This window comes from Thermococcus alcaliphilus, from assembly GCF_024054535.1.
Taxonomy (GTDB): domain Archaea; phylum Methanobacteriota_B; class Thermococci; order Thermococcales; family Thermococcaceae; genus Thermococcus_A; species Thermococcus_A alcaliphilus.
Map to the genome: position 1 here is coordinate 51,210 of NZ_JAMXLV010000014.1, position 24,652 is coordinate 75,861.

Sequence of the window (24,652 nt, forward strand, 5' to 3'; positions counted from 1 at the left end):
TAGAGGTGAACACAATGCTCGAAAATACCCTCAAAAAACTCGCAACTGCAGATCCTAAAAAAATGATAACTTACCCATTAATCGTTTTTCTCGTAGCACTTTTAATATTGGTGATCCATTTTCCAACCCTTGGAACAGATCTTAAGGGAGGAGTGGTTATAACTATTCATGGAGGAAATGCAGACGCAAAAGATGTTGAAAGCCTATTAAAAGCGGAAAATTTTGAAGTAACGGTTAGAGAAATTAAGAGTATTACTGGGGATACAAGAGTGGAAGTGAGGGCATCTACCGATGTTAACGTACAAAGAATAATCGAACTCATAAAGTCAAAATATCCCGATGCAGCAATCTCACAAACCCAATTTGGACCTAGTTTATCAAGAACGGCTCAAGAACAAAGTTTGAAAGCAGTTTCTCTAGCCTTTCTAGGGATGGCTGTTGTTGTGTTTTTGTTCTTTAGGGTTCCAGTCCCATCGTTGACTGTCATATTCTCGGCCCTTTCAGACATGACAATAGCCCTTGCCTTAATGAGCATCTTTGGTTTGGAGCTAACTCAAGCAACAATCGCTGCTCTATTAATGCTTATAGGTTATTCCGTTGACAGCAACATACTCCTCACTACCAAGCTTTTGAGGAGGAAGGAAGACACCGTTGAGGAGGCTTATTTTTCAGCTGTCTCTACGGGCTTTACTATGAGCACAACCACGTTGGGAGCTTTAGCTTCACTATGGGCAATCTCCCAAGCAGAAGTCATAGATATGATAGCCGCTGTACTGATTTTTGGATTGTTGGCTGATTTCATGAACACATGGATACTCAATGCTGGAGTGCTAAGATGGTACATACAAAGGGGTGAGAAAAAATGAATCTAAAGAAGCTCCTCTTGAACGGCAGGGTTCTTTTGCTCATACTTGTTATCGTGGGCTCGATCTTAACAATAATTGCTCAGGGGATAACCTATGGTTTGGACATAAGTGGAGGTGTTGAAATAACTGTACAGCTTGAAAAACCTGTTGACCAGTCAACTATGGAAGAGGTTAGAATTTCCCTTGAGAATAGATTGAACACTCTTGGAGTTAAAGATATCACGTTAGAGCCATGGGGAGATCAAATAATAAAAATAAGAGTTGCTAATGTCACGGAAGAGGAAGCAAACAGCATTATAGACACCATAAATCGTCAGGGTGTTTTCTACGCTGAATTCAATGGTGTCATATTTGCAACTGGGGCTGACATAAAGAGGGTTGATCAGGTAAGCTACGAGCCCAGAGAGGGAGCTTGGATTGTTCCGTTTTCAATATCTAAAGAAGCCGCGGAAAAGTTTGCACAGTTAGCACTGGGAAAAGTGGGCTATCCCGTAGACATCTTTCTCGACCCGCCGGTAAATTCAACTTTGATAGTTTCACAAGAGATATACACACTAATGAACTCAAATGAATTTCAGTTTGTGCCTGATGCCAAACCTTTACCACAAAGGCTTAAAGAGGCGTTCAACATTGATGTAGTCCCTTACACAAATCAAAGCGTTGAGGAAATAGCCAAGCTTGCCCAAGGGAAAGAAAAGGTTATCCTCGTGGGCGTTAATGGAGAGCTAGAATCAACCTTGAAGAACTTGGGAATAAAAGTTGAAAAGAGAGAACCAAGGGCTGGAGAGGCGGCAGATGAATTTATTAGGAGAATATTAGGTCTTTATGGGCCATATAGACTTCAAGAAGGACTCACTACTGGAGAACCCCACACTGAATTGGCAATTTCAATTGGGGGGTCCAAAGAGGACATTGCAGCAATGAGACAGGCTCAGGTCGTTTCAGTGGTGTTAAGGAGTGGATCACTTCCAGTAAAAGTTTTTGTAGAAGGAGTTAACTACATCCCCCCAACCTTGGGAGAGCAGTTTAGAAAACAAGTAGTACAAGCTGGGATAGTGGCTTTGCTAGTGGTTGGATTAATAGTCTATCTCCACTACAGAAAGGCAAGAATAGCTATTCCAGTAGTGCTTACAAGTTTAAGTGAGGTTATTGCAATTTTGGGAGTTGCTGCACTGATAAGATGGAATCTCGATTTGCCAAGTATAGCTGGTATAATAGCGGCTATAGGTACTGGAGTTGATCAGCAAATAGTCATAACAGACGAGCTTTTGGGCGGAAGAAAGAAAGAAAAAATCACAAAGAGAAGTGGAGTGCTGAAGAGAATGGGAAGGGCGTTCTTCGTTATCTGGGCATCAGCAACCACCACAATAGTTGCAATGAGCTTTCTATTCAAGTTCTTCGTAGGAGGTTTGAGGGGCTTTGCCTTCACCACAATACTTGGAGTGCTCATTGGAATATTGATAACAAGGCCAGCATATGCTGAAATAGCAAAAGTGCTCCTCAGTGAAGAGAGGTGAGAGTAGATGTTTATTGTGATAATGGGGGCCGGAAGGGTTGGATACCTTGTAGCTAAGATGCTGGAAAATGAGGGGCATGATGTTACAATAATTGACATAGACAAGGAGAGAGCCAAAGAGCTCTCCTTCCTTATTAATGGTCTTGTGATTGAGGGAGATGCTACGGACCATAAGACCTTAGAAGAGGCTAATGTGAAGCAGGCAGATGCTTTTGCAGCATTAACTGGGAGAGATGACGCAAACATATTAGCGTGCATTCTCGCAAAGCACCTAAATCCTGAGATAAAGACCGTTCTCAGGATAAGTAAACCGAAAAATAAGGAAGTCTTTGAAAGGGTTGAGGATCTAAAAAAATACTTTGATGTAGTTATAAGCCCGGAGGAAATAGCAGCTAACTACATCTTCAGGAGTTTGACAACTCCAGGGTTTGATAGGGTTTTGTTCCCTAGGGAAGGAGCAGAAATCGTTAAGTTCCGTTTGGATGATGAGAGTGAAATTTCAGAAAAGTCAGTAAAAGACCTCAACTTGCCAAGGGACTCCCTTATAGTGGCAATATATGATGAAAAGGGGAACTTAACAATCCCCTCAGGGGATACGAAACTTCCTAAAAAGGGCGAAGTGGTTGTTTTTGCCAAAAATTCAGTTCTAAACGAAATCAAAAAAATTTTTGAACAGAAGAAAAGCGATGGAGAACAGACTTGAATTATATCCAAATTAATCCTTGAATCTCTTTTATTGTTTTATCATTTATGCAAAAATTTTCATCTTTTCTGTCCTCCTTTGTGCACTTTTGAGCATAAATTATTTAAAGCGTTTACTTAACACTCCTTTGTACGGGTTACTTTCATTAAATTCATCGGAGGGCTTCTCATGGAGACAATCATTAAAGAAATTGTGGATGCCGAGAAAAAAGCCGAAGAAAGAATTGAAAAGGCAAAAGAAGAGGCAAAGGTAATAATAAACCGTGCAAAAGAAGATGCTAAAAAAATTGAAGAGGAAATTCTAAAAGAAGCCCAAGAAAAGGCGAACTCCCTTATAGAAGCAAAAAGATCAGAAGGAGAGCAGGAAGCAAAAAAGATTTCTGAAGAGGGTGAAAAAGAACTTGAGGAGATAAGGATTAAGGCCACACAAAACTTTGAACAAGCAATTGAAGAGGCAATAAAGCTCATTAGAGGTAGATGAGAGATGTTCAAACCGGAAGAGATGGCCAAAATAGAGGTGTTGAGCCTAAACAGATATAAGGATTATATCTTGACTTATCTCCACGAGCAGGGAGTTCTAGAGATTCGAGAAATTGATGTGGATCTTGCCCAGAAAGACGCCCCGAATGAGTTCTATAGAAAGGCTGCATCTTACAGCATTAGCCTTTCTCGTCTTATAGATTTCTTGAAATCCTACAAAGAACAGGAAACAGGTGGCATTAAAGGATTCATTTTTCCAGAATTAAAACCAAAGAAAAAATACAAATACAGGGGAATTGAGAACCTAATAAAAGAAATCGAAAGCTTTCTTGAAAATGCTGAGCCAGAAATAAAAAGCGTTGAAGGCAAGATAACTTCTTTGAATACTGAAATAGAAAGATTAAAAACTGAAATAGAAATCTTGGAACTACTTTCAGCATTGGACATTGAGGTGGAATACCTCAAACCTACAAAAAGTGTGGAAATAGTTGTGGGTTTTGTTGAAAAAGACAAGTTTTTGCCCCTGATTGAAGAACTAAAAAAAGCCCTCAATGATAGATTAGCGTATGTTTCGAGGGATTTGAAGGGAAAGGTTCTTGTTGTCATTGCCCTGTTGAAAAAGGACTACGACAAAGCTAATCCCATTCTTGCAAAATATTCCTTTGAAAGAATTGAAGTCCCTGAAGTGAAAGGAAAGCCAAGAGATGCTATAAAAGCTCTTCAAAAAGAAATAGCAAGTCTCAACAAGGAACTAGAAGTAGCAGAAAAAGAGGCAAGAGTTCTCGCCGAAAAGTATCACGATGAGCTGGTCTTCTATCAAGAACTCATGGAGAATGAAAGGGAAAAAGCGAACATGCTCAGCAATTTGGTGAGAACGAACATGACTTTTGCCCTTACTGGATGGCTACCGAGAAAAGAGGTTCCCAAAATCCTAGAGGGACTTAACAAGATATCCCGCGGCAAAATCTATGTAAATGTAAGATCACCAACACCGGAGGAACTCGATGAAATACCTGTAAAGCTAAAGAATCCCAAATTCATTGAACCTTTTGAAATGCTGACTGAAATGTTTGGTGTTCCAAAATACAACGAACTGGATCCTACTCCCATATTGGCGTTCACGTATTCGTTTTTCTTTGGTTTCATGTTGACGGACTTTATGTACGGGCTGATAATAGCAGTAGTGGCTACATTGCTTACAATGGGACACAAAAAGCTCAATGACGGTGTTTATAAGTTCTCAAACATCCTCTTGTGGAGTGCATTTTTCACCATTGTAATGGGAATCCTCTTTGGCAGTTATTTTGGAGATGCTTTTCAGAGAGCAGGTATCAATGTACCGGCACTTTTAGACCCAATGAGGGGAGCTTTAGTGGTCTTGGGACTAGCGTTGGCAATTGGATTGCTTCATCTCTTTATTGGCTATACACTGGGGTTCATAGTTAAGATAAAGAACAAAGAAACGGCCAATGCAGTATTAGAACAACTTCCGTGGATGCTCATAATTTTGGGAGTAATTTTCCTTGCATTCTCAATGGCAGGATTCACGAGTATTGTACTAGGAGAGGCCTTTTTACTGCCAGGCATTGTCCTCTTTGTAATCGCTGAGATCAGAAGTGACTTGCCAATACTGATGAGACTATTGATGACAATCTCAGACTTCTTCGGCTTCATTGGCAACTGGCTGAGCTACGCTAGGTTAATGGCATTAGCATTGGCAACAGCAGGAATAGCGATGGTAGTAAACATAATCGTGGCAATGATCTGGGGTATTAAAATAGGCCCAGTGCCTCTGGGCATAGCAGTTGGTTTAGTGGTATTTATTGGAGGACATATCTTTTCAACGGCAATAAACGCTCTCGGAGCATTTGTTCACGCTTTACGTTTGCATTATGTTGAATTTTTTGGAACGTTTTACTCAGGTGAAGGTAAGAGATTTGAGCCCTTTAAAGCTAAAAGAGAAGTATCTGAGCTTGAATTAGAGATTTAGGAGGTGTAAGGAAAATGGAGCCAATAGTTTACGTTGCATTGGGTGCCGCACTTGCGGCAGGTATAGCTGGAGCAGCCTCTTCATTTGGTGTTGGAATTGCTGGAGCTGCGGCAGCAGGAGCAGTTGCAGAGGATGAGAAGAACTTTAGAAATGCACTGGTATTACAAGGTCTCCCAATGACTCAGAGTATTTATGGGTTAATAACCCTGTTCCTAATTGCTCTCGTGTCAGGTATACTTGGAGGAGGATTTAAGTTCGCCGAAACTACCACAGAAAACCTCATTAAAGCAGCCATTCTTTTGGGAGCAGGTTTAACCGTTGGACTAACCGGTCTCTCAGCAATTCCCCAGGGTATAATAGCTTCAGCTGGAATTGGAGCAGTTTCAAAGAACCCCAAGACATTCACCCAAGCGATTATATTTGCCGCTATGGCCGAGACAATGGCAATCTTTGGTCTCGTTGGGGCTTTGATCCTCATAATTACGGGAGTTGGCTTCTGAGCCTTCTCCCTATTATTACCAGGAGGAATCCTCAATGGAAGGAGCAAAGCTAATTATCGAAGAGATCAACAGGGAGGCAGAGCTGAAAATAAAGTACATCCTAGAAGAGGCAGAAAAAAAGGCAGAAGAACTTAGAAAGGAGGCTGAAAAAAGAGCAAAAGCAAAAGCTGAGTGGATAATTAGAAAGGCCCAAACACAGGCAGAACTTGAGAAGCAGAGAATAATCGCTAATGCAAAGCTTGAAGTTAGAAGGAAGAAGCTTGCACTTCAAGAGGAGTTAATTAATGAGGTTTTGAAAGCATTAAAGGAAAGGCTAACCTCAATATCGGAAGAAGAATACCTTGAAGTCCTCAAAGAGTTAATTATTCAGGGAATCGAAGAACTGGGAGAAGGGAAGGTGATAGTAGCTTCAAATAAAGAGACTCTCGCTCTATTGGAAAAACACTTGGAAGACATTAAGAAGGAGGCAAAAGAGAGACTCGGAAAGGACGTTGAAATAGACATAGGAACACCAATAGAGACCATCGGGGGAGTTGTAATATACAACTCCGATAGGAGCATAAGAATAGACAACACATTTGAGGCAAGAATGGAGAGATTTCAAAGTGATCTTCGTTCTATAATAGCAAAAACCCTGTTTAGGTGAGGAATGTGGAAGTTAGCACCATAACAGCAATTCTTGACACAAGTTTGGCGGTCATATTTACATGGGTAGCCTACAAAACCGGACAAATTTTGTGGAAGTACACCCCATATTCATACCCAAACGCTAGAATCAGGGCAATGGAGGCGAGGCTTTTCACAGAGCAGAAGTTCAACGAGTTAGCGGAATCAAAGACCCCGAATAACTTTATCATGAACCTAGAGGACACAGATTACAAGCCGTATTTAACATCTCTCCCGGCTTTGAACTCCGAAAGTATAGATAGAGCCCTTGACAAAGCTTTGACAGACACATATGGACTTTTCTTTAAAATCCTCCCCAAGAGGACAAGAGAGTTCTTCAAACTTCTCCTTGAAGAATGGGACGTTAGGAACATAACTTCTTCTGTTAAAGCAAAGCTAAGGGGAGAAGTTGCTAGGGATTACATAAACGAAATTGGCACAATGGTTGAAAAAGTGAAGGCCATTGCTGATGCAAAGAGCTTTGAGGAAATACTCGTTATACTGGAAGGGACAGAATATGAGGGGGCTTATCAAAAGTTCTTACTAAAGGAGATAACACCAGAGGAGTTTGAAACAGAACTTTACAAAAACCACTATCTGAAGCTCTCCAAATATGCAGCGACAAGAAAAGATGAGGAAAAGACAATTCTGCAGGAGTTCGTGAGCCTAAAAATCGACAAGATAAACCTAAGCACGATACTTAGAGGAAAGGCACATGGGCTAGGGGCTGATAAACTTAAAAATTCTCTGATACCTGGAGGCAAGATCAAGAGGAAGACCCTTGAGGCTCTTGCAAACATGGAAGATGTCGAGATGGTTCTGGCAGAGTTAGACTCCACAGAGTACTCGGGGATAATAAGGGAGCACAGAGAAGAGATACTGGAGGACATTTCAGCATTTGAGAGAGCATTTGATAGGTACATACTTCAAAGAATGGCGGAGCTGACGAGATTCTATCCATTGAGTATTGCAGTGCCCTTAAGCTATATTCTCCAAAAAGAAAGTGAAATACGGAAGCTCAAGGCAGTAGCAAAGCTAATAGAGGACGGTGTAAAGCCAGAAACCATAAAGAAAGTAATAGGTGAACTGCCATGAAAATAGTGGTTCTTGGAGATAAGGACACTACACTCGGTTTTAGACTTGCAGGAGTTCACGAAGCGTACTCATTTGGAGAAACTATGCATGAGTTAGAAAGAGCAAAAAATAAGCTAAAAGAGCTTATAGAAAGGGAAGATGTTGGTGTAATTCTGATAACAGAACGACTGGCACAAAAAGTTGAAATTCCTGACGTGACTTTCCCGATAATCCTTCAAATTCCTGATAAGTATGGATCACTCTATGGTGAGGAACAATTGAGGGAAATCGTTAGAAAAGCCATAGGTGTAGAGATAAAGAGGTGAAAAACATGGGAAGGATAATTAGAGTTACCGGACCGTTAGTTGTGGCTGATGAGATGAGAGGCTCGAGAATGTATGAGGTCGTTAGAGTTGGAGAACTTGGGCTTATTGGAGAGATAATTAGACTGGAAGGAGACAAAGCTGTTATCCAAGTTTATGAAGAAACCGCAGGTGTTAGGCCCGGTGAACCCGTTGTCGGGACGGGAGCCTCTTTGAGTGTTGAGCTTGGTCCAGGGTTGTTAACCTCAATCTACGATGGAATACAGAGACCTCTAGAAATCTTGAGAGAGAAAAGCGGAGATTTCATAGGAAGAGGACTTACCGCTCCAGCGTTGCCTAGGGACAAGAAGTGGCACTTCACACCAAAGGTGAAAGTTGGTGATAAGATCGTTGGCGGAGACATAATTGGTGTTGTTCCCGAAACGAGCATCATAGAGCACAAAATAATGGTACCGCCCGGGATTGAAGGCGAGATAGTAGAGATTGCTGAAGAGGGAGATTACACGATAGAAGAAGTCATTGCAAAGGTTAAAACCCCAGACGGGGAGATAAAGGAGCTTAAGATGTACCAAAGATGGCCTGTTAGAGTTAAAAGACCATACAAAGAGAAGCTCCCTCCAGAGGTTCCGCTAATTACTGGTCAGAGAACCATCGATACTTTCTTCCCTCAGGCAAAAGGAGGAACCGCTGCAATTCCGGGACCATTTGGAAGTGGAAAGACGGTAACACAGCACCAATTAGCCAAGTGGAGTGATGCTGAAGTTGTAGTATACATTGGTTGTGGCGAGAGAGGAAACGAGATGACGGATGTTCTTGAAGAGTTCCCCAAGCTGAAAGACCCGAGAACAGGCAAGCCATTGATGGAGAGAACCGTTCTCATAGCAAACACCTCAAACATGCCCGTTGCTGCTAGAGAAGCCTCTATTTATACGGGAATTACAATAGCAGAGTATTTCAGAGATATGGGTTATAACGTAGCTTTAATGGCAGATTCAACTTCAAGATGGGCCGAAGCTTTGAGAGAAATCTCAGGAAGACTTGAGGAAATGCCTGGTGAAGAAGGTTACCCAGCTTATCTAGCTTCAAAGATAGCCGAATTCTATGAAAGGGCCGGAAGGGTTAGAACGTTAGGAAGTGACGGTAGAATTGGAAGCGTAAGCGTTATTGGAGCTGTTTCTCCGCCAGGTGGTGATTTGAGCGATCCTGTCGTACAGAACACTCTAAGAGTCGTTAAGGTCTTCTGGGCTTTGGACGCTGATCTGGCAAGGAGGAGGCATTTCCCGGCAATTAACTGGCTTACGAGCTATTCTCTCTATGTGGACTCTATAAAAGACTGGTGGCACAAAAATGTTGACCCAGAATGGAAGGCGATGAGAGATGAGGCAATGGCACTCCTGCAGAAGGAATCTGAGCTTGAGGAGATAGTTAGAATAGTGGGCCCAGATGCATTACCAGAGAGAGAAAGAGCTATCCTTCTAGTAGCAAGGATGATCAGAGAGGATTACCTCCAGCAAGACGCCTTCCATGAGGTTGACACGTACTGTCCTCCAAAGAAGCAGATAACAATGATGAAAGTTATACTCAACTTCTACCACTATACAATGAGGGCAATAGATATGGGAGTTCCGGTAGAGGAAATTGCAAAGCTTCCTGTTAGAGAGGAGATAGGAAGAATGAAGTACAATCCAAACGTTGAGGAAATAGCTTCACTAATGAAGAAAACAGAAGAGCAGTTTGAGGAGCTCTTTAAGAAATACGGGGAGTGATAAAGATGCCCGGAATGGAATACTCCACAATAAGCAAGATTTACGGTCCTTTGATGATAGTTCAAGGCGTTAAAGGGGTAGCCTACGGGGAAGTTGTGGAAATAGAAGTCGAAGGTGGAGAGAAAAGAAAGGGGCAGGTGCTAGAGGCGAGAGAAGACCTAGCTATCGTCCAAGTTTTTGAGGGGACAAGAGACCTCGACGTCAAAACGACGAGGGTTAGATTCACAGGAGAAACGCTCAAAGTTCCGGTGTCAATGGACATGCTTGGAAGGGTATTCAACGGTATTGGTGAACCAATAGACGGTGGGCCTGAAATAATACCTGAAGACAGGAGAGACGTTCACGGAGCTCCTTTGAACCCTGTGGCAAGAGCATATCCAAGAGACTTCATTCAAACCGGTATCTCAGCAATAGATGGGATGAACACCCTTGTTAGGGGTCAAAAGCTCCCAATATTCAGCGGTAGTGGTTTACCTCACAATATGCTCGCCGCTCAGATTGCGAGACAAGCAAAGGTCTTGGGTGAAGAGGAGCAGTTCGCTGTTGTATTTGCCGCAATGGGTATCACATATGAAGAGGCAAACTTCTTCAAGAAGAGCTTTGAAGAGACCGGAGCAATTGAGAGGGCAGTGCTATTCCTTAACCTTGCAGACGATCCAGCAATTGAGCGTATCATCACCCCGAGAATGGCTCTTACCGTTGCTGAATATCTAGCTTTTGACTATGACATGCAGGTTCTGGTTATCTTAACGGATATGACCAACTATGCAGAGGCTTTGCGTGAAATTTCAGCAGCAAGAGAAGAAGTTCCAGGAAGAAGAGGTTATCCAGGTTACATGTACACTGACCTTGCAACTATCTATGAGAGAGCTGGTAGAGTCAGGGGAAGGAAGGGAAGCATAACTCAGATGCCAATACTCACAATGCCCGACGATGACATTACCCACCCAATTCCGGATCTTACAGGATATATCACCGAGGGGCAGATAGTTTTGAGCAGAGACCTTCATAGAAAAGGTATTTACCCACCAATTGATGTGCTCCCAAGCCTTAGCAGATTGATGAAGGACGGTATAGGAAAAGGAAGAACAAGAGAAGATCACTCCCAGCTAAGCCAGCAGCTCTATGCGGCTTATGCGGAAGGTAGGAGTCTTAGAGACCTTGTGGCGGTTGTAGGTGAAGAAGCCCTAAGTGAGACTGATAGAAAGTACCTTGAATTCGCAGACAGATTCGAGAGAGAGTTTGTCGCCCAGGGATACGATGAAGACAGGGGAATCTTTGAGACCCTAGACCTCGGATGGGATCTCCTATCAATACTGCCGGAGTCAGAGCTCAAGAGAGTAGAGAGGAAGTACATAGAGAAGTACCATCCAAAATACAGACACTCCTCTTGACTTCTTTTATTTTGAGGTGAGCTAAATGACGAAAATACTGAAAGTCAAGCCAACCAGAATGGAGCTTTTGAGACTAAAGAGAAGGATAAAGCTGGCTGAAAAGGGGCACAAAATTCTCAAGGAAAAGCAAGATGCCCTTATTATGGAGTTCTTCACAATATACGATGAGGCTCTGGCACTGAGAAGGGAACTCAATCAGAAAATAGCGGAAGCATTTGAACAGCTTAGATTAGCTGAGATAGACACGGGAATTGTCAGGCTTAGCGAGATAGCCCTTAGTGTAAGGCCAAATAAAGAGATAGATATTAAAAGAAGGAACATCATGGGAGTACCGGTGCCTTTAATTGAGGCGGAGGGATTTAAGAGAGACCCCAGCGAGAGAGGCTATGCTTTTGTTTCAAGTTCTTCCAAGGTGGATATTGCATCGGAAAAATTTGAAGAAGTTCTTGAGCTGGCTATAAGGCTAGCAGAAGTGGAGGAAACACTAAAGAGGCTTGCTAAAGAGATTGAAAAAACAAAAAGAAGGGTTAATGCCCTAGAATATATCATCATTCCAAGAATGAAAGAAACTGTGAAGTACATAAGTCAGCATCTGGATGAGATGGAGAGGGAAAACTTCTTCAGATTGAAGAGAGTTAAGGCTCTTCTCGAAGCTAAAGCTCAGGCTTAGTTAGCTTTTTATCTTTTTATTGAGATTCTCTTCTGGTGAGACATATGACGTTCAAGTTGTTCTATATCGACCCCTACCTAAGAGAGGCTTCTGCAAAGATTGAGGATGTTGAAGTTAGAGGGAATAGAATTAGGGTATTGCTTGATAAGACAATATTTTATCCCGAAGGCGGCGGACAACCCAGCGACAGAGGGGTAATAAAGGGGGATGGCTTTAGGATTGAAGTTGAAAAAGTTGAGGGAAAAGATGAAATCTGGCATGAAGGAAAGCTCAAAGGGAGGATTCCAAAGGAAGGGGAGGAAGTGAAGCTTGAGCTTGACTGGGAATGGAGATACGAAAACATGAGGCAACACACTGGCCAGCACATACTTTCTGCAATCTTGAAAAGGATGTACAACAGCGATACCACTGGATTTCAGATATTCTCGGAATACAACAAGATTGAGATCAATTTTGATGAGGAATTAACGTGGCAACACATTCTCGCTGCAGAGCTTGAAGCCAATGAAATCGTTTGGGCCAACATTCCCGTAGAGGTTAAAGAATATGAGGAGCTTCCCGAAGAGGTAAGTTCCGCTCTTAGAAAATCCCTACCTAAGGATATATCAGGAAAAATCCGAGTGGTGAAAATAGGAGACGTTGATCTAATTCCCTGTGGAGGAACTCACGTAAAAAATACCGGAGAAGTTGGCTTCATAAAAGTCCTCAATTTCTACAGAAAAACCAAGAACATCTGGCGTATAGAGTTTGCCTGTGGATATAGGGCTCTCATATACTTAAACAAGCTCTTGGAAGATTACTGGGAAAGCCTAGATAAGATGCCCAACAAGAATAGGCCCCTGATTGAAAGGGTTGAAGAACTAAAACAAGAGCTCGAAAACATCGAAAAAGAAAAAGTTGAACTGAGGAGAGAGCTTTGGGAATGGAAAGGCAAGGCATTGCTTTCCAATGCCGATGAGAGTGACGGAATAAAAGTAATCTCCTACATTGAGTCAATGGACATGAAAGACGCACAGGCATTTATTGTGTATCTTGTAGATAAGAACCCTAACACAGTAGTTTTGGCAGTTGGAAAAAATTACGTGATCTTTGCAAAGAACAAAAACACGAGAGGCATTCGCATGAATGAACTCCTCAGAGAAGTTCTCAAAGAAGTCGGCGGCGGTGGCGGTGGAAGTGAGATTCTAGCAAAGGGTGGGGGCTTTAAGAAAACTCCCGAGGAAGTACTTGAAGTTGCAAGGAGGATATTAAAAGAAAAGCTTAAGAGCTAGAGCCACTTTGGCTTTAGCCCTGCCCACATTCTCATCTTTTCGTGGGCTATTATCCTTGGGATGTTGCCTTTTTCTCTTGGCCCCGGGTTCTTCATGTAGAAGGCGTTAACCTCATAGACAGTTCCAAATTCTTTCCTTTCTACTGCCATTTTGCCCAATCTTACTAAATCAACCAGCAACCCTGCCAAGGCTGGACTATCGTTGATTCTTCCGGTTATCACAAGCTCATCAACTGCTCCGTTGAAGCTGACGTATTCGATGTGCATGGCAATGAATTTTTTGTCTCCTAACGGCTCGAGGAACCCGGTTGGCTTGATGTAATGGGGAGCCTCATAGCCGAGGAGGTCTTTAACTACACTTGATTTTGTGAATTCTTTGCTTTTATTTCTCTCCTTGTCTGTCAGAGCCAAAAAATCAGTGTTACCACCGATGTTGAATTGGGCTATGTCTCTAACGTATCTATTTCTCTGAGCTAGGTGAGCCAAGATATCAGCTGTTAGCGGTGTTGCTCCTGTGGCTCCATCATCACCAAAAATAACTAAGTTGCTCTCTTTGGCAAGCTCCACAAAAGCGGGGTCGTTTGCTATGAGTGTGGGAATAGCGTTTACGAAAGCAGCCCCCCCTCTTTCCTTTGCGTACAGAGCGGCAGCATAAGCATAAACTTGAGTTGCAGTTAATCTTTCTCTCTCGTCGTTTTCAATGGCTTTTATAAGTTCTTCCTTGTTTCCGAACGGAACAAAGGCTTCTGTAGTACAAACGTTGACAATTACATCAACATCAAGTTCTTTCCATTCTTCAACAAGCTTTTCAACAGCTTCCTTAAGGCTCGTTTCATCCTCAAGGCCCTCAGCCTCTATGGGGAGGTTTCTTAAGCTTCTGAGATGAATTCCCTTTCTTACGATTATGTTCTTGAGGGCTTCTGGGATTTTGTCGTCCCAGTAGTTCTTCACAACCTCATATAGAGACTTGCCAATTTTGTTTTTGTCAACATCATAGCTTCCAACGATTTCTATGTCTTCGACTTTTATTGGGAGTTCGTTCTGAAGTGGAATTCCATAGTAGCCAAGCTCTCCTGTTTTTATCCTTTCAACTCCAAGAGCAAAAATGCTCCCTACGTATCCTTGGCCTAGTATTACAACACGAACCATGCTCTCACCTCCAGTATTGTTATTTTACACGTATTAAATATTTTTTGGTTTATAATCTTTTATGACCATATATAACACTTTCGGTGATGCACATGCTAAAACTCGACTAAAGTTACATAAAGTTTATAAAATTTGACTCCCAAAATATCACCGGTAGCTTTGCTACCATATCTTCAATTATAATAAGCTTATGCCACTTTTGGCATCTTGAATCCCAGAGCTTTTTCGAGGTGGTGGCTGTGAAGGGAAAAGTGGGGATATTGCTGGCAATGGTGGTGCTTTTTGGAGTGATCGCCAGTGGATGCATTGGTTCACAGGAGACCTCAGAGACCAAAACGACAAGCGTTGAGCTAACTGGAGACTTTGTAAAGGATGTTTTAGCAATAGGGAAGGCACTTGAAAGCAACGGAGTAAGTGAAGTAAAATTCTCTGCGTGGGGGTCTGGAGACCCCAACAGCGTGATGAGAGTTTATGGGATTGTAGAGGCAGCGAGAAGGATAAACAAAGTTTGGGAAGAAAATGGGGTTAACGTGAGGATAACAATAACGGATACACACTATGTTGCCTCTTTCCAAGATGCCTATCAAGAATATCTCAGCAAACAGCCCCTAGGACAAGCTGGGGATTTCTTTGTGAACTCTTACGCATTCTTACCGACCCTTGCAGACGAGGGTTACATTCTTGATATAACCGAATATGCAAACGCATACAAAAATGTGATAGAGGACTTCTATCCCTCACTTATTGAGGCATCAAAATTCAACGGGAAGCTTTACGGCTTGCCACAAGACACGGAAGCTAGGCCCCTATACATAAGAAAAGATGTTGCGGCAAAAATCGGCTTTAACTTGGAGGGAATTGAAGAAAAAGTTAAGAACGGAGAATTCACATGGAGCGATGTTTACTACTGGGCTAAAAAAGCAAAGGAAAGCGGAGTAGAGTGGGGATTGATACACAGAAAAGGATCCGCACATCCGGACCTAATTCAATTCATCTTTGCCTTTGGTGGCAAGTTGTACAATGAAGACTCTGGAAAGCTTGTGGTTGATGTTCCAGCGGTTTACAAGTGGCTTTACGTAGAGTGGAAGTTTGCCCAAGATGGATTGCTCCCCAAAGACATAATGAGCTGGGACTGGGCAAAGCAGATTCATCCTGCAATAGTTGAAGGAAGAACTCTCTTCGACATAGGCGGTACATGGTATTGGACAGAATGGCAGACCAAGGAATACTATGGAAAAGAAGGCACTCCAAGACCGCTGAAACCAGAGGAAGTTCAAGCTTGGTTTGCTTATACTTTGTTCCCAGCCGGAGAGAAGGGTCTAAAGCCTGTAACTCTAAGCCAGCCGTTTGTTTGGATGATAAACTCCAAAGCTGGCCAGCAAAATCCAAAGTACGATGAGCTCAAAGATCTTTACCACAAGTTAGCATTCTTAATGATAATAAAGGCAAGTGATCCCGACATAAACGCAATCCACAGTGTGATAAGTGCCCATCTACCAGTTAGGAAAGAAGCTGCAAAGTTGATCAGTGATGAGAAATGGCTCAATGATCTCAAGAACCTCAACCTTGATCTCGATCCTCAAGTCAAGGATAATATAAAGGATATAGTTGCCACCACAGTGCACCCAATAAACGCCAAGTTCCTCGCCGATGTGAGCTATATGCTCGAGTACACAAAACTAGCCCCAGCACATCCAAAGTATCCAGCATTGGCTGATATCTTCAAAGAGGCAGTGGATAAGGTATTGAGAGGAGAAATGACACCGGAAGAAGGTGTTAACTACATTATCCAAAAAATCAATGCAGATCCAGAATTAGCCCAAAACGTGGAAGTAGTGGGAGAAATTCCAAGGGACTGGAAATTCCCATGAGGTGGGAACTATGAAGGGAGAAAAGCTTCGAAACCTTTCCTTTTTTCTTTCTCCCATGATTATAATGGTTGGGTTATTCTATTTGATTCCCTTAATATTCACGATCTACATAAGCTTTACCAAGATGAGAAACTGGAATATTGAGAGGTACTTGACCGAGATTGTGGGGTTTTACAATTATCAGAGGCTCTTCCATATGTTCCAACATGATCCGTTAATGAGAACTGTGCTCTTAACTACTATCGTTTTTGTTGGGATAACCCTTATTATAAATGTCTTTGGAGGTCTTCTTTTGGCTTTAGGAACATTTTTCATAAATGAAAGCTCAGCTTCAGCCATTAGACTTCTATGGTTGTTGCCCAGAATGTCTCCCATAGCCGTTTACAGCTTGGTATGGTACTACTTCTTTCATGGGAGTAATATTGGTACTTTAAATTCCATCCTTATGAAGTTTGGTGTGATCTCTCAACCCGTTCCGTGGGGTCAAATCGTTCCGTGGGGAGCTTGGAGCATAATCATCTTTGTTAATGGTCTTGTGGGGGTTAGCTTTGGTATGATAGTATTCACCTCTGCTTTAAATCAGATACCAAAGGAACTCGTTATAGCGGCAAGGGTTGATGGAGCGTCGGCATGGCAGATTTCCAGAAAGATCTTGGTTCCAATGATGAAATGGCACTTTTTGTATGTATTAACTTGGCAGTTCTTGAGCTTATTAACAACCTATCCCCACTTGTTCCTTCTTGTTCAGTGGGATCTGGTGAGCAGGGACTACGGTACAACACTTGCTCTCTATGTTTATAATACCGCATTTGGAAGAGGAGAGCAGGATCAAGGTTTGGCAGCTGCAGCGGCGGTGTTGCTTTCCATAATTGGCATTCTCGGGGGATTCGTTACCTTAAAAGTGCTCCAGTTTGAGAAAATGATTCACGAGCCCAGGGGTGATATAGAATGAGAGATGTTGAAACAAGGCCAAAGAGGGGTGAGTGGATAATAGTCCTTACAATACTCTTTGCAAGTCTCCCGCTCATACTGGGATTTGCACTTCTGATTATTTCAAGCTTTAGCAAGGATATGGTCACCAATTTAAGCCTTAGCTCTTTTAGACCAACAATTGAAAACTGGATAAACGTTTTTCAGGGAAGATTGGCAATAACTGGAGGAATAAGGCAGAATATCTTAAAAATAACCCTGAATACCCTTGTAGTTGCCCTTGGAGTTTCTGGGATAGTGACCCTAATCAGCACGCTTGCCGGGTACTCTCTTTCTAGAATGAAATTCAGGGGAAGAAAATTAATGATGCTTCTCCTCCTCATGCTCCATGCTTTTCCAGGAGTTGCTTTGATTGTGGGTGTTTATTTGCTGTACAGGTTGACCTTTCCCCAAGAGCCTTCCTTTGTGAGACTATACTCCTTCTTTTATGTAGTTCTTGCTAGGGCAGCGCTTGAGATACCGATGTCTGTTTGGCTTATGAAGGGATTCTTTGATACGATTCCATGGGAGTTCGAATGGTCGGGGATAATAGATGGTGCGTCGAGGATAAAAGTATGGCGACAGATAATGTTGCCCTTAATAAAACCTGGAATACTTGCAGTTGCATTGTTTGGGTTTTTAGCAGGCTGGCAAGATTTAATCTACGTTAGAACCTTCCTGATTGATCAGACACTTGCAACATTTATAGAGGCGAATATTGAAGCTGAGTACTCGCACATGCCGTTGATAGCTGCTGCTGGGACTTTGTATCTCTTACCCACCATCATGTTTTTCCTAACGGCCCAGCAGTTGCTTCTCCAAGGTTATTCAGGAGGGATAAAGGGGTGAGGAGAGATGGTTAAGATAACCCTGGATAGAATAATCAAAAAGTTCGGCAACTTCACGGCACTTGACAACATAACCTTGGAAATAGAAGACAAAGAATTTATGGCTCTGCTTGGCCCCTCTGGAAGTGGCAAGTCAACTCTGCTTTATACAATAGCGGGAATATACAAACCTACAGCTGGAAGGATATACTTTGACGGAAGAGATGTTACCGAAGTTCCACCAAAGGACAGAAATGTTGGCTTGGTTTTCCAGAACTGGGCGCTCTATCCACATATGAAGGTTTTCAAAAATATTGCATTTCCCCTTGAGCTCAAAAAGGTTCCTAAAGAAGAGATAGAAAAGAAAGTCCGGGAAGTTGCGAAAATGCTTCACATAGATCATCTTCTAGACAGATACCCCTGGCAGCTCAGTGGTGGTCAGCAGCAGAGGGTTGCCATAGCTAGGGCACTTGTTAAAGAACCCGATGTTTTGTTACTTGATGAGCCTTTGAGTAATTTGGATGCTCTCTTAAGGTTAGAAGTTAGAGCAGAACTTAAGAGGTTGCAGAAGGAATTGGGAATTACTGCCGTTTATGTTACCCATGATCAAGCAGAGGCTCTTGCAATGGCTGATAGAATAGCGATTATACGAGAAGGAAAGATCTTGCAGGTTGGAGAACCGGATGAGGTATATTATAAACCGATGTATAAATTTGTGGCAGGATTTTTAGGAAGTCCCCCTATGAACTTTGTTGAAGCGGAAGTGGAGGGAGAGATGCTTAGGATATACCAGAGCAGAATCCCTGTGCCAAAGCAGTATAGAGAGATTATCAAGAAACTTAACATAACAGAAGTGCTTTTTGGCTTTAGGCCCCATGATGCTGAGATCGTGAGGGGCGAAAGAGAAGGCATTAGAGGAGAGGTTTACTCTTTTGAGCCATTGGGAAGGGAGCAGATAGTAACGGTAGCAGTGGATAGTGACGTTTTTGTTAAAGTTTTTGCTCCAGAAGGAGAGCACTTTAGATTTGGGGAGAAGGTTACAATAGTGCCAAATGAGGACAGGATAATTCTCTTTGACAAAAAAACAGAAAAAGCTCTGGAATATCTTTGATTTCCAAAATTTTTTAAAAGCTCTGTTTAACTATTTTCAAAACATAAAGAGGGTCAAAAATGAGGGTTGCAGTACTTTTTTCTGGAGGAAAGGACTCTACATATGCCCTTTACTGGGCATTAAAGAAAGGTCTTGAAGTTAGGTATCTAGTCACAATGCATTCCGAGAGCGAAGAGAGCTACATGTACCATGTTCCAAATGTTCATCTCACAGAACTCCAAGCAAGAGCTATTGGAATTCCTATCGTCAAGGGTTTTACAAAGGGTGAGAAGGAGAGAGAAGTTGAAGATTTGAAGAGGGTTCTTGAGGGGTTAAAAATAGATGGAATCGTTGCCGGGGCATTAGCGAGCCAATATCAAAAGGAAAGGGTTGAACGAATAGCTGAGGAGCTTGGAATAAAGCTTTTTGCACCCTTCTGGAAAGCTGATCCCGAAGAATACATGAGAACTTTAATTCTGGAGGACTTTGACATAGTTATAGTAGGGGTTTCAGCCTACGGTTTGGATGAGAAGTGGCTGGGAAGAAAAATAGACGAAAAAGCCCTTGAAGAGCTAAAGGTTCTTAACGAAAAGTATAAAGTCCATATTGCCGGTGAGGGAGGAGAATTTGAAACTTTTGTTAGAGACGCACCATTTTTCAAAGCAAAAATAGTTTTTGATGAAACTGAAAAAATATGGGATGCTTATACGGGTTCAGGGGTGTTGATAGTCAAGAGAGCTCATTTAGAACCGAAAAGGTGAGAGAGATGAGAATAGTCTCTGCAGATACCGGAGGGGCAGTATTGGATGAAAACTACAATCCAATTGGTCTAATCGCAACTGCAGCTGTTTTGGTGGAGAAACCATACAGAACAGCAACACTGAGCATCGTAAAGTACTCTAATCCCTTTGACTATGACTTGAGTGGAAGGAAAGCGCTGAGGGATGAGGCTTTTCTGACATTAAAGCTTGCAAGAGAAGTAAAGCCGGATGTTATTCATTTAGACTCCAGCCTCGGGGGAATAGAGGTCAGAAAACTCGACGATCCAACTATAGATGCATTGAGGATCTCTGATAGAGGAAAAGCTATATGGCACGAACTCAGCAAAGATTTACAACCATTAGCAAAGAGATTTTGGGAAGAAACTGGAGTTGAAATCTTAGCTATAGGGAAAGAAAGTGTTGCTGTCAGAATAGCAGAGCTTTATGCCGGGATTTATTCCGTGAAGTGGGGGATTGAGTATGCAATGAGGGAAGGCTTTGTGAGGATTGGGCTTCCAAGATACATGAGTGTCGAGATAGACGGAATTAGAATATTGGGAAAGAGCCTTGATCCTAGAGAGGGAGGCCTCTACGGAGAGATACCTATAGAAAATGAAGATTTCGAATGGCAAGTTTATCCGAACCCTATAGCGAGAACATTTATGGTTTTTGAGGTTAAAATCTAAAGATTTTCGATTTTCTCAGTTTTTCTTCGAACTATAAGTTTTATAGGCTTAAAACGAAGAGATTGTGGTGGTGAGCATGGAAATTGCTAAATCAAGCTCCTCAATTGTTCCGAGATCACCAAATAGGAAACTCCTTATGGGAAACGAAGCAATCGCATATGGAGCACTTGAAAGCGGCATCTCTTTTGCAACCGGCTATCCTGGAACGCCGTCTACTGAGGTTATTGAAACAATAGCGAGATTAAACCCTGAGGTCTTCGCTGAATGGGCACCAAATGAGAAAGTAGCACTTGAAGAAGCCGCGGGAGTTGCTTATACGGGTCTTAGAGCACTTGTAACGATGAAGTGTGTTGGGCTTAACGTTGCCGCTGACCCTCTAATGAGTCTCGCCTATTCCGGGGTGGAAGGAGGGCTCGTTATTTTAGTTGCCGATGACCCTGGGCCGCATACCTCTCAAACGGAACAGGATGATAGATATTATGGAAAATTTGCCTTACTACCCGTTTTGGAGCCTGCAGATGTTCAAGAGGCTCATGATTTGATAAAGTATGCATATGAATTGAGTGAGAAGTACAAAGTGCCAGTTATTTTTAGAACAACCACTAGAGTGAACCACACAACCGCCGATGTAGAGGTAGGAGAGTTCATTAAGCTAAACAGAGAACCGAAGTTTAAGAAAGACATTCAAAGATACGTAAGAGCTTCTATGAAGGGCAATCTTGAGAGACATAAATGGCTGAACAAAACGCTAAAGGAAATTGAAGCTGAATTTGAGGACTTGAGATTTAACTGGATCGAAGGGGAGGGTGAAATTGGAATTATAGCTGAGGGAGCGCCCTATAATTACGTGAAGGAAGTTGTTTCAAAGCTTGGAGAGAAATTTAAGGTTCTTAAGATATCAACTCCCCATCCCCTGCCGAGAAAACTTGTTGTTGAGTTCTTGAAAGGGGTCAAAAAAGCAATAGTTGTGGAAGATGGGGCACCGTTTTTGGAGGAGGAGGTAAAGATAGTAGCCTACGAAGAGGGGGTAAGAGTCCCTATATATGGCAAACGCACTGGTCACCTACCTTTAGAGGGTGAACTAACCCCCAGATTAGTTAGAAATGCTCTCTTGAAACTTCTTGGTAAGGAAGGAGAAGAATACATAAAGCCTATAGAAGTTGAGGAAGCTGAAAACTTGGCTCCATCAAGGCCCCCTACAATGTGCCCCGGTTGTCCACATAGGGGATCCTATAGGGCGTTACTTGATGCTCTTAGGGAATTAAAGTTCAAAAAAGATGAACTTCCAATCCACGGGGATATAGGATGTTATGCCTTATCTTTACTTCCGCCATTGGAGGCCATATGGACTGAATACGTTATGGGTGCTAGCATAAGCCTCGCAAATGGTCAGAGCATAGCTATGGGTAAGAAAATAATAGCCACTATAGGAGATTCTACGTTTTTCCACAATGGACTGCAACCTCTTGTAGATGCAGTTTACAAAGACTTAGATGTGTTGGTGATGATACTTGATAACAGAACAACTGCAATGACCGGACATCAACCGCATCCAGGAACTGGGGGAAGTGAGACGGGAAGAAAGTTCAACGAGATTGATATTGAAGGTCTTGTAAAAGCGCTTGGAGTAAAATACGTAAGAACTGTTGACCCATACGACTTAAAAGCCACTAAGGAAGCCATAAAAGAGGCAATGCAAGTTAAAGGACCAGCAGTGATAATAGCAAGGAGAGAATGCATCATTCCAGTACTTAGAAGGGGAGAGATTGGAGAAATACCGGTGACCATTGAGGAACAGTGCACAGGATGTAAAGCGTGTGCTTTATTAACTGGTTGTCCAGCACTCGTATTTGATAGTGAAACAGGAAAGATGAAAATTGACCCCCTCATCTGCACTGGTTGTGGGCTTTGCGAGCAGCTCTGTCCCTTCGATGCGATAGTTTATCCAAGCAAGAGGTGATTCTACCTTTTTTTATACCATTTATCATCGTAGAAGTATTTTCCATGGGCTTTTGCATATGCCTCAGAGGATTTTCTCCACACTATAAAGCCATAAGCTGCTGCCACTATGATGAACATAAGCCCAACTTCGAGTCCATACGTTTTTATTAATCTTGCAATTCCAAGGGCAGGTATTGCAAAAAGGCCGATAATAACTACTGCCATTATTCCAAGAAGGATTTTGTATCCATATCTTTCCATAAAGAGGTCAAAATCCATTTATCTCACCTCTTCCACCGGTACCAATATCTGCCAAAAACTCCACTTACAGTTGGCCGGGTCTTATACACAATTCCTCCAATGGATATTCCTAGGAATATTATGAATAGCAGTATCTGGGCAGCCTCGGAGAATCTTCCTTTTAATAAATCCGGCAATGCGGGTACAATTAACACTGCTCCAGCTACTAAGAAAGCAACTCCAAACATTATTCCGAGAAGGATCTTGTATCCATATTTTTCCATGAATAATTCGAAGTCCATGGGGTTTCCCCATTTTAATCTTAACACTCAACTTTAAATAATTTACTTGATTATTATCAACGGTGTGAAAGATGAAGATAAAAGAACTGTTGGAGTTAGTCGATGAGGCGATAGCGAATGTAAAGATAGCTATAGTCAGCAACAAGCAGAGGATTTTTGAGAGCCCCCACACTTCTTGGGAGTTCACCAAGAGGTCTCTTGAGCTGGAGGATGAGCTGGATAGATTAAACAAAATAAAGGATTACTTATCCTCATTTGAACCGGATGAAGATGCTGAGAAGAAATTTTCAAAGGAAGAACTGGAAGAGTTGTTGGAATACTTGACACTTTTAAGGGAGATGAGGACTCATGAATTTTAAAGAAATTGAGGAAAAAGCTGTGAGATTTAGGGATGAACGCCTTTGGAAAAAGTATCATACTCCGAAAAATCTTGCAATTTCTCTAGTTGTTGAAGTTGGAGAGCTCTTAGAGCACTTCCAATGGGAAACCGACGAAGAGATACTTCAAAGCACTAAAGACCCAAAGAAGAAAGAGAAAATCGCTGATGAGATTGCCGATATAATAATATACCTCACTCTTCTCGCACATGAGCTCAATATTGACTTGGATAAAGCGGTTGAAAGAAAACTAAAAAAGAACGAAGAGAAATACCCTGCAAAAGTAATAAGGGTAGAAGAGATTGTTAAAGAGCTTGGAGGAGAGATTATAGAGCCGAAAGGAGAAGTAAAAACCGTGGAACAGGTTGTCAAACTCTTGGGTATAGATCCAGAGAACATTATCAAGTCTCTCGTTTTCATTGTAAATGAAAGCGAACCCATTTTGGTCATAGTCGATGGAAAATCGAAGGTAAGCTTGGAGAAGCTGAGAAAGATTTTTGGAAACGTCAGAATGGCAAGTCCAAAGGAAGTAGAAAAGATAACTGGCTATAAAATCGGTGAAGTTCCTCCAGTGGGAGTCCCTATAAAGACTGTGGTGGATAGGAGAGTTATTGAGAAGGAATTTGTAATCGGCGGAGGAGGAAGAATAGACAGGTTAAGCAAGTTGAATCCAAAGAAAATCGTGGAATTTCAAAAGGCTGAAGTTTTAGATGTGAGTGAATAACCTCTTCAGGATTTCTTTTTCTTCAAACGTGAGCCTGTTTTTGACCCATTTTTCCTTTAGGCTTAAATTTTCATCTTCAACGTCCAAAACTGCCTTTCTTATGCCTCCCCGTGGAAAATTGGTATCTCCTTTATACCTCGGTATCACATGGACATGAATGTGAGCCACCGTTTGACCTGCTGCTTCTCCAAGGTTTATCCCAACGTTGAAGCCGTCCGGCTTTAGAGCTTCACTTAGCTTTTCAATTGCCAGCTCCACTCCTTTCATTATGGCTTGCTTCTCTTCTTCTTTAAGTTCCCGCCAGTCTTCAATATGCCTTTTTGGAACTATAAGGAGATGTCCCTTATTTGCGGGAAAAGAGTCTATGAGAATCCTTATATTCTCGTTTTCATAGAGCAAAACTTCTTCAGGTGGCTTGCAGAATGGACAGTCCATATTTTCACCTCAACGTTATAAGGAAAAAAGAATTAAAAATTTGTGGCAGATGATGAGCTTGGC

At 42.1% G+C, this 24,652-nt stretch carries 26 protein-coding genes; 22 read left to right on the forward strand and 4 right to left on the reverse strand.

Annotation, left to right across the window (positions count from 1 at the left end):
- Positions 1 to 14 precede the first annotated feature (14 nt).
- The 13 genes from NF859_RS01450 to NF859_RS01510 all read left to right on the forward strand — a co-directional run bounded on the left by NF859_RS01450 (position 15) and on the right by NF859_RS01510 (position 13,218).
- The gene (locus tag NF859_RS01450; protein ID WP_252742674.1) at positions 15 to 866 is read left to right on the forward strand and encodes a protein translocase subunit SecF; all 852 of its coding nucleotides are present in this window, start codon (positions 15 to 17) and stop codon (positions 864 to 866) included.
- Positions 863 to 2,383, forward strand: coding sequence for a preprotein translocase subunit SecD (locus NF859_RS01455; protein ID WP_252742675.1), 1,521 nt, complete (start codon positions 863 to 865; stop codon positions 2,381 to 2,383). Before NF859_RS01450 ends, NF859_RS01455 begins: the two co-directional genes overlap by 4 nt.
- A 6-nt stretch (positions 2,384 to 2,389) precedes the next feature.
- Entirely contained in the window at positions 2,390 to 3,085 is a 696-nt protein-coding gene (locus NF859_RS01460; protein WP_252742676.1) for a potassium channel family protein, read from the forward strand.
- A gap of 168 nt (positions 3,086 to 3,253) precedes the next feature.
- The gene (locus tag NF859_RS01465) at positions 3,254 to 3,565 is read left to right on the forward strand and encodes a V-type ATP synthase subunit H (protein ID WP_252742677.1); all 312 of its coding nucleotides are present in this window, start codon (positions 3,254 to 3,256) and stop codon (positions 3,563 to 3,565) included.
- A 3-nt stretch (positions 3,566 to 3,568) separates the two neighbouring features.
- Positions 3,569 to 5,554: a V-type ATP synthase subunit I gene (locus NF859_RS01470; RefSeq protein ID WP_252742678.1), complete on the forward strand. Its 1,986-nt coding sequence runs from the start codon at positions 3,569 to 3,571 to the stop codon at positions 5,552 to 5,554.
- A gap of 14 nt (positions 5,555 to 5,568) precedes the next feature.
- Positions 5,569 to 6,054 (forward strand): V-type ATP synthase subunit K, encoded by a 486-nt coding sequence (locus tag NF859_RS01475; RefSeq protein ID WP_252742679.1) that lies wholly within the window; start codon positions 5,569 to 5,571, stop codon positions 6,052 to 6,054.
- Between the two features lie 34 nt (positions 6,055 to 6,088).
- A complete protein-coding gene (locus tag NF859_RS01480; protein ID WP_252742680.1) occupies positions 6,089 to 6,700 on the forward strand; it encodes a V-type ATP synthase subunit E in 612 nt (203 codons plus the stop codon).
- A gap of 5 nt (positions 6,701 to 6,705) precedes the next feature.
- Positions 6,706 to 7,815 (forward strand): V-type ATP synthase subunit C, encoded by a 1,110-nt coding sequence (locus tag NF859_RS01485; protein WP_252742681.1) that lies wholly within the window; start codon positions 6,706 to 6,708, stop codon positions 7,813 to 7,815.
- The gene (locus tag NF859_RS01490; protein ID WP_252742682.1) at positions 7,812 to 8,120 is read left to right on the forward strand and encodes a V-type ATP synthase subunit F; all 309 of its coding nucleotides are present in this window, start codon (positions 7,812 to 7,814) and stop codon (positions 8,118 to 8,120) included. Before NF859_RS01485 ends, NF859_RS01490 begins: the two co-directional genes overlap by 4 nt.
- 5 nt (positions 8,121 to 8,125) lie before the next feature.
- Positions 8,126 to 9,883: an ATP synthase subunit A gene (locus NF859_RS01495; RefSeq protein WP_252742683.1), complete on the forward strand. Its 1,758-nt coding sequence runs from the start codon at positions 8,126 to 8,128 to the stop codon at positions 9,881 to 9,883.
- 5 nt (positions 9,884 to 9,888) lie between these two features.
- Positions 9,889 to 11,277 carry an ATP synthase subunit B gene (locus tag NF859_RS01500; RefSeq protein ID WP_004066681.1) on the forward strand — a complete coding sequence of 463 codons (1,389 nt, stop codon included), beginning with the start codon at positions 9,889 to 9,891 and terminating at the stop codon, positions 11,275 to 11,277.
- 25 nt (positions 11,278 to 11,302) lie between these two features.
- Complete coding sequence (locus tag NF859_RS01505) at positions 11,303 to 11,947, forward strand: V-type ATP synthase subunit D (protein WP_004066683.1); 645 nt, start codon at positions 11,303 to 11,305, stop codon at positions 11,945 to 11,947.
- Positions 11,948 to 11,991: 44 nt separating this feature from the next.
- A complete protein-coding gene (locus NF859_RS01510; protein WP_252742684.1) occupies positions 11,992 to 13,218 on the forward strand; it encodes an alanyl-tRNA editing protein in 1,227 nt (408 codons plus the stop codon).
- Here NF859_RS01510 and NF859_RS01515 read toward each other — a convergent pair.
- Positions 13,215 to 14,366, reverse strand: coding sequence for an inositol-3-phosphate synthase (locus NF859_RS01515; protein WP_252742685.1), 1,152 nt, complete (start codon positions 14,364 to 14,366; stop codon positions 13,215 to 13,217). The two genes, NF859_RS01510 and NF859_RS01515, sit on opposite strands and share 4 nt — an antisense overlap.
- Positions 14,367 to 14,605: 239 nt before the next feature.
- Between NF859_RS01515 and NF859_RS01520 the strand changes: the two genes are divergently transcribed.
- The 7 genes from NF859_RS01520 to iorA all read left to right on the forward strand — a co-directional run bounded on the left by NF859_RS01520 (position 14,606) and on the right by iorA (position 22,530).
- The gene (locus NF859_RS01520) at positions 14,606 to 16,237 is read left to right on the forward strand and encodes an ABC transporter substrate-binding protein (protein WP_252742686.1); all 1,632 of its coding nucleotides are present in this window, start codon (positions 14,606 to 14,608) and stop codon (positions 16,235 to 16,237) included.
- A 10-nt stretch (positions 16,238 to 16,247) separates the two neighbouring features.
- Entirely contained in the window at positions 16,248 to 17,189 is a 942-nt protein-coding gene (locus NF859_RS01525) for a carbohydrate ABC transporter permease (protein ID WP_252742687.1), read from the forward strand.
- A complete protein-coding gene (locus NF859_RS01530; RefSeq protein ID WP_252742688.1) occupies positions 17,186 to 18,055 on the forward strand; it encodes a carbohydrate ABC transporter permease in 870 nt (289 codons plus the stop codon). Before NF859_RS01525 ends, NF859_RS01530 begins: the two co-directional genes overlap by 4 nt.
- Before the next feature lie 6 nt (positions 18,056 to 18,061).
- Positions 18,062 to 19,144, forward strand: coding sequence for an ABC transporter ATP-binding protein (locus NF859_RS01535; protein ID WP_252742689.1), 1,083 nt, complete (start codon positions 18,062 to 18,064; stop codon positions 19,142 to 19,144).
- A gap of 59 nt (positions 19,145 to 19,203) precedes the next feature.
- On the forward strand, positions 19,204 to 19,884 hold the full coding sequence (locus tag NF859_RS01540) for a diphthine--ammonia ligase (RefSeq protein WP_252742690.1): 681 nt from the start codon (positions 19,204 to 19,206) through the stop codon (positions 19,882 to 19,884).
- A 5-nt stretch (positions 19,885 to 19,889) separates the two neighbouring features.
- Positions 19,890 to 20,570, forward strand: a complete 681-nt coding sequence (locus NF859_RS01545; RefSeq protein ID WP_252742691.1) for a DUF4152 family protein — start codon at positions 19,890 to 19,892, stop codon at positions 20,568 to 20,570.
- A gap of 76 nt (positions 20,571 to 20,646) precedes the next feature.
- Positions 20,647 to 22,530 (forward strand): indolepyruvate ferredoxin oxidoreductase subunit alpha, encoded by a 1,884-nt coding sequence (gene iorA / locus NF859_RS01550; protein WP_252742692.1) that lies wholly within the window; start codon positions 20,647 to 20,649, stop codon positions 22,528 to 22,530.
- Between the two features lie 2 nt (positions 22,531 to 22,532).
- Here the strand turns inward: iorA and NF859_RS01555 are convergent, their stop codons facing one another.
- On the reverse strand, positions 22,533 to 22,790 hold the full coding sequence (locus NF859_RS01555; RefSeq protein ID WP_252742693.1) for a hypothetical protein: 258 nt from the start codon (positions 22,788 to 22,790) through the stop codon (positions 22,533 to 22,535).
- A gap of 5 nt (positions 22,791 to 22,795) precedes the next feature.
- Positions 22,796 to 23,053 carry a hypothetical protein gene (locus NF859_RS01560; RefSeq protein ID WP_252742694.1) on the reverse strand — a complete coding sequence of 86 codons (258 nt, stop codon included), beginning with the start codon at positions 23,051 to 23,053 and terminating at the stop codon, positions 22,796 to 22,798.
- A 71-nt stretch (positions 23,054 to 23,124) separates the two neighbouring features.
- Here NF859_RS01560 and NF859_RS01565 point away from each other — a divergent pair, with 71 nt between their 5' ends.
- Together NF859_RS01565 and NF859_RS01570 are read left to right on the forward strand one after the other, a co-directional pair.
- Complete coding sequence (locus NF859_RS01565; RefSeq protein WP_252742695.1) at positions 23,125 to 23,412, forward strand: hypothetical protein; 288 nt, start codon at positions 23,125 to 23,127, stop codon at positions 23,410 to 23,412.
- Positions 23,402 to 24,154, forward strand: a complete 753-nt coding sequence (locus tag NF859_RS01570) for a YbaK/EbsC family protein (protein ID WP_252742696.1) — start codon at positions 23,402 to 23,404, stop codon at positions 24,152 to 24,154. Before NF859_RS01565 ends, NF859_RS01570 begins: the two co-directional genes overlap by 11 nt.
- Here the strand turns inward: NF859_RS01570 and NF859_RS01575 are convergent.
- On the reverse strand, positions 24,137 to 24,589 hold the full coding sequence (locus NF859_RS01575) for an HIT family protein (protein WP_252742697.1): 453 nt from the start codon (positions 24,587 to 24,589) through the stop codon (positions 24,137 to 24,139). The two genes, NF859_RS01570 and NF859_RS01575, sit on opposite strands and share 18 nt — an antisense overlap.
- Positions 24,590 to 24,652: the final 63 nt, after the last annotated feature.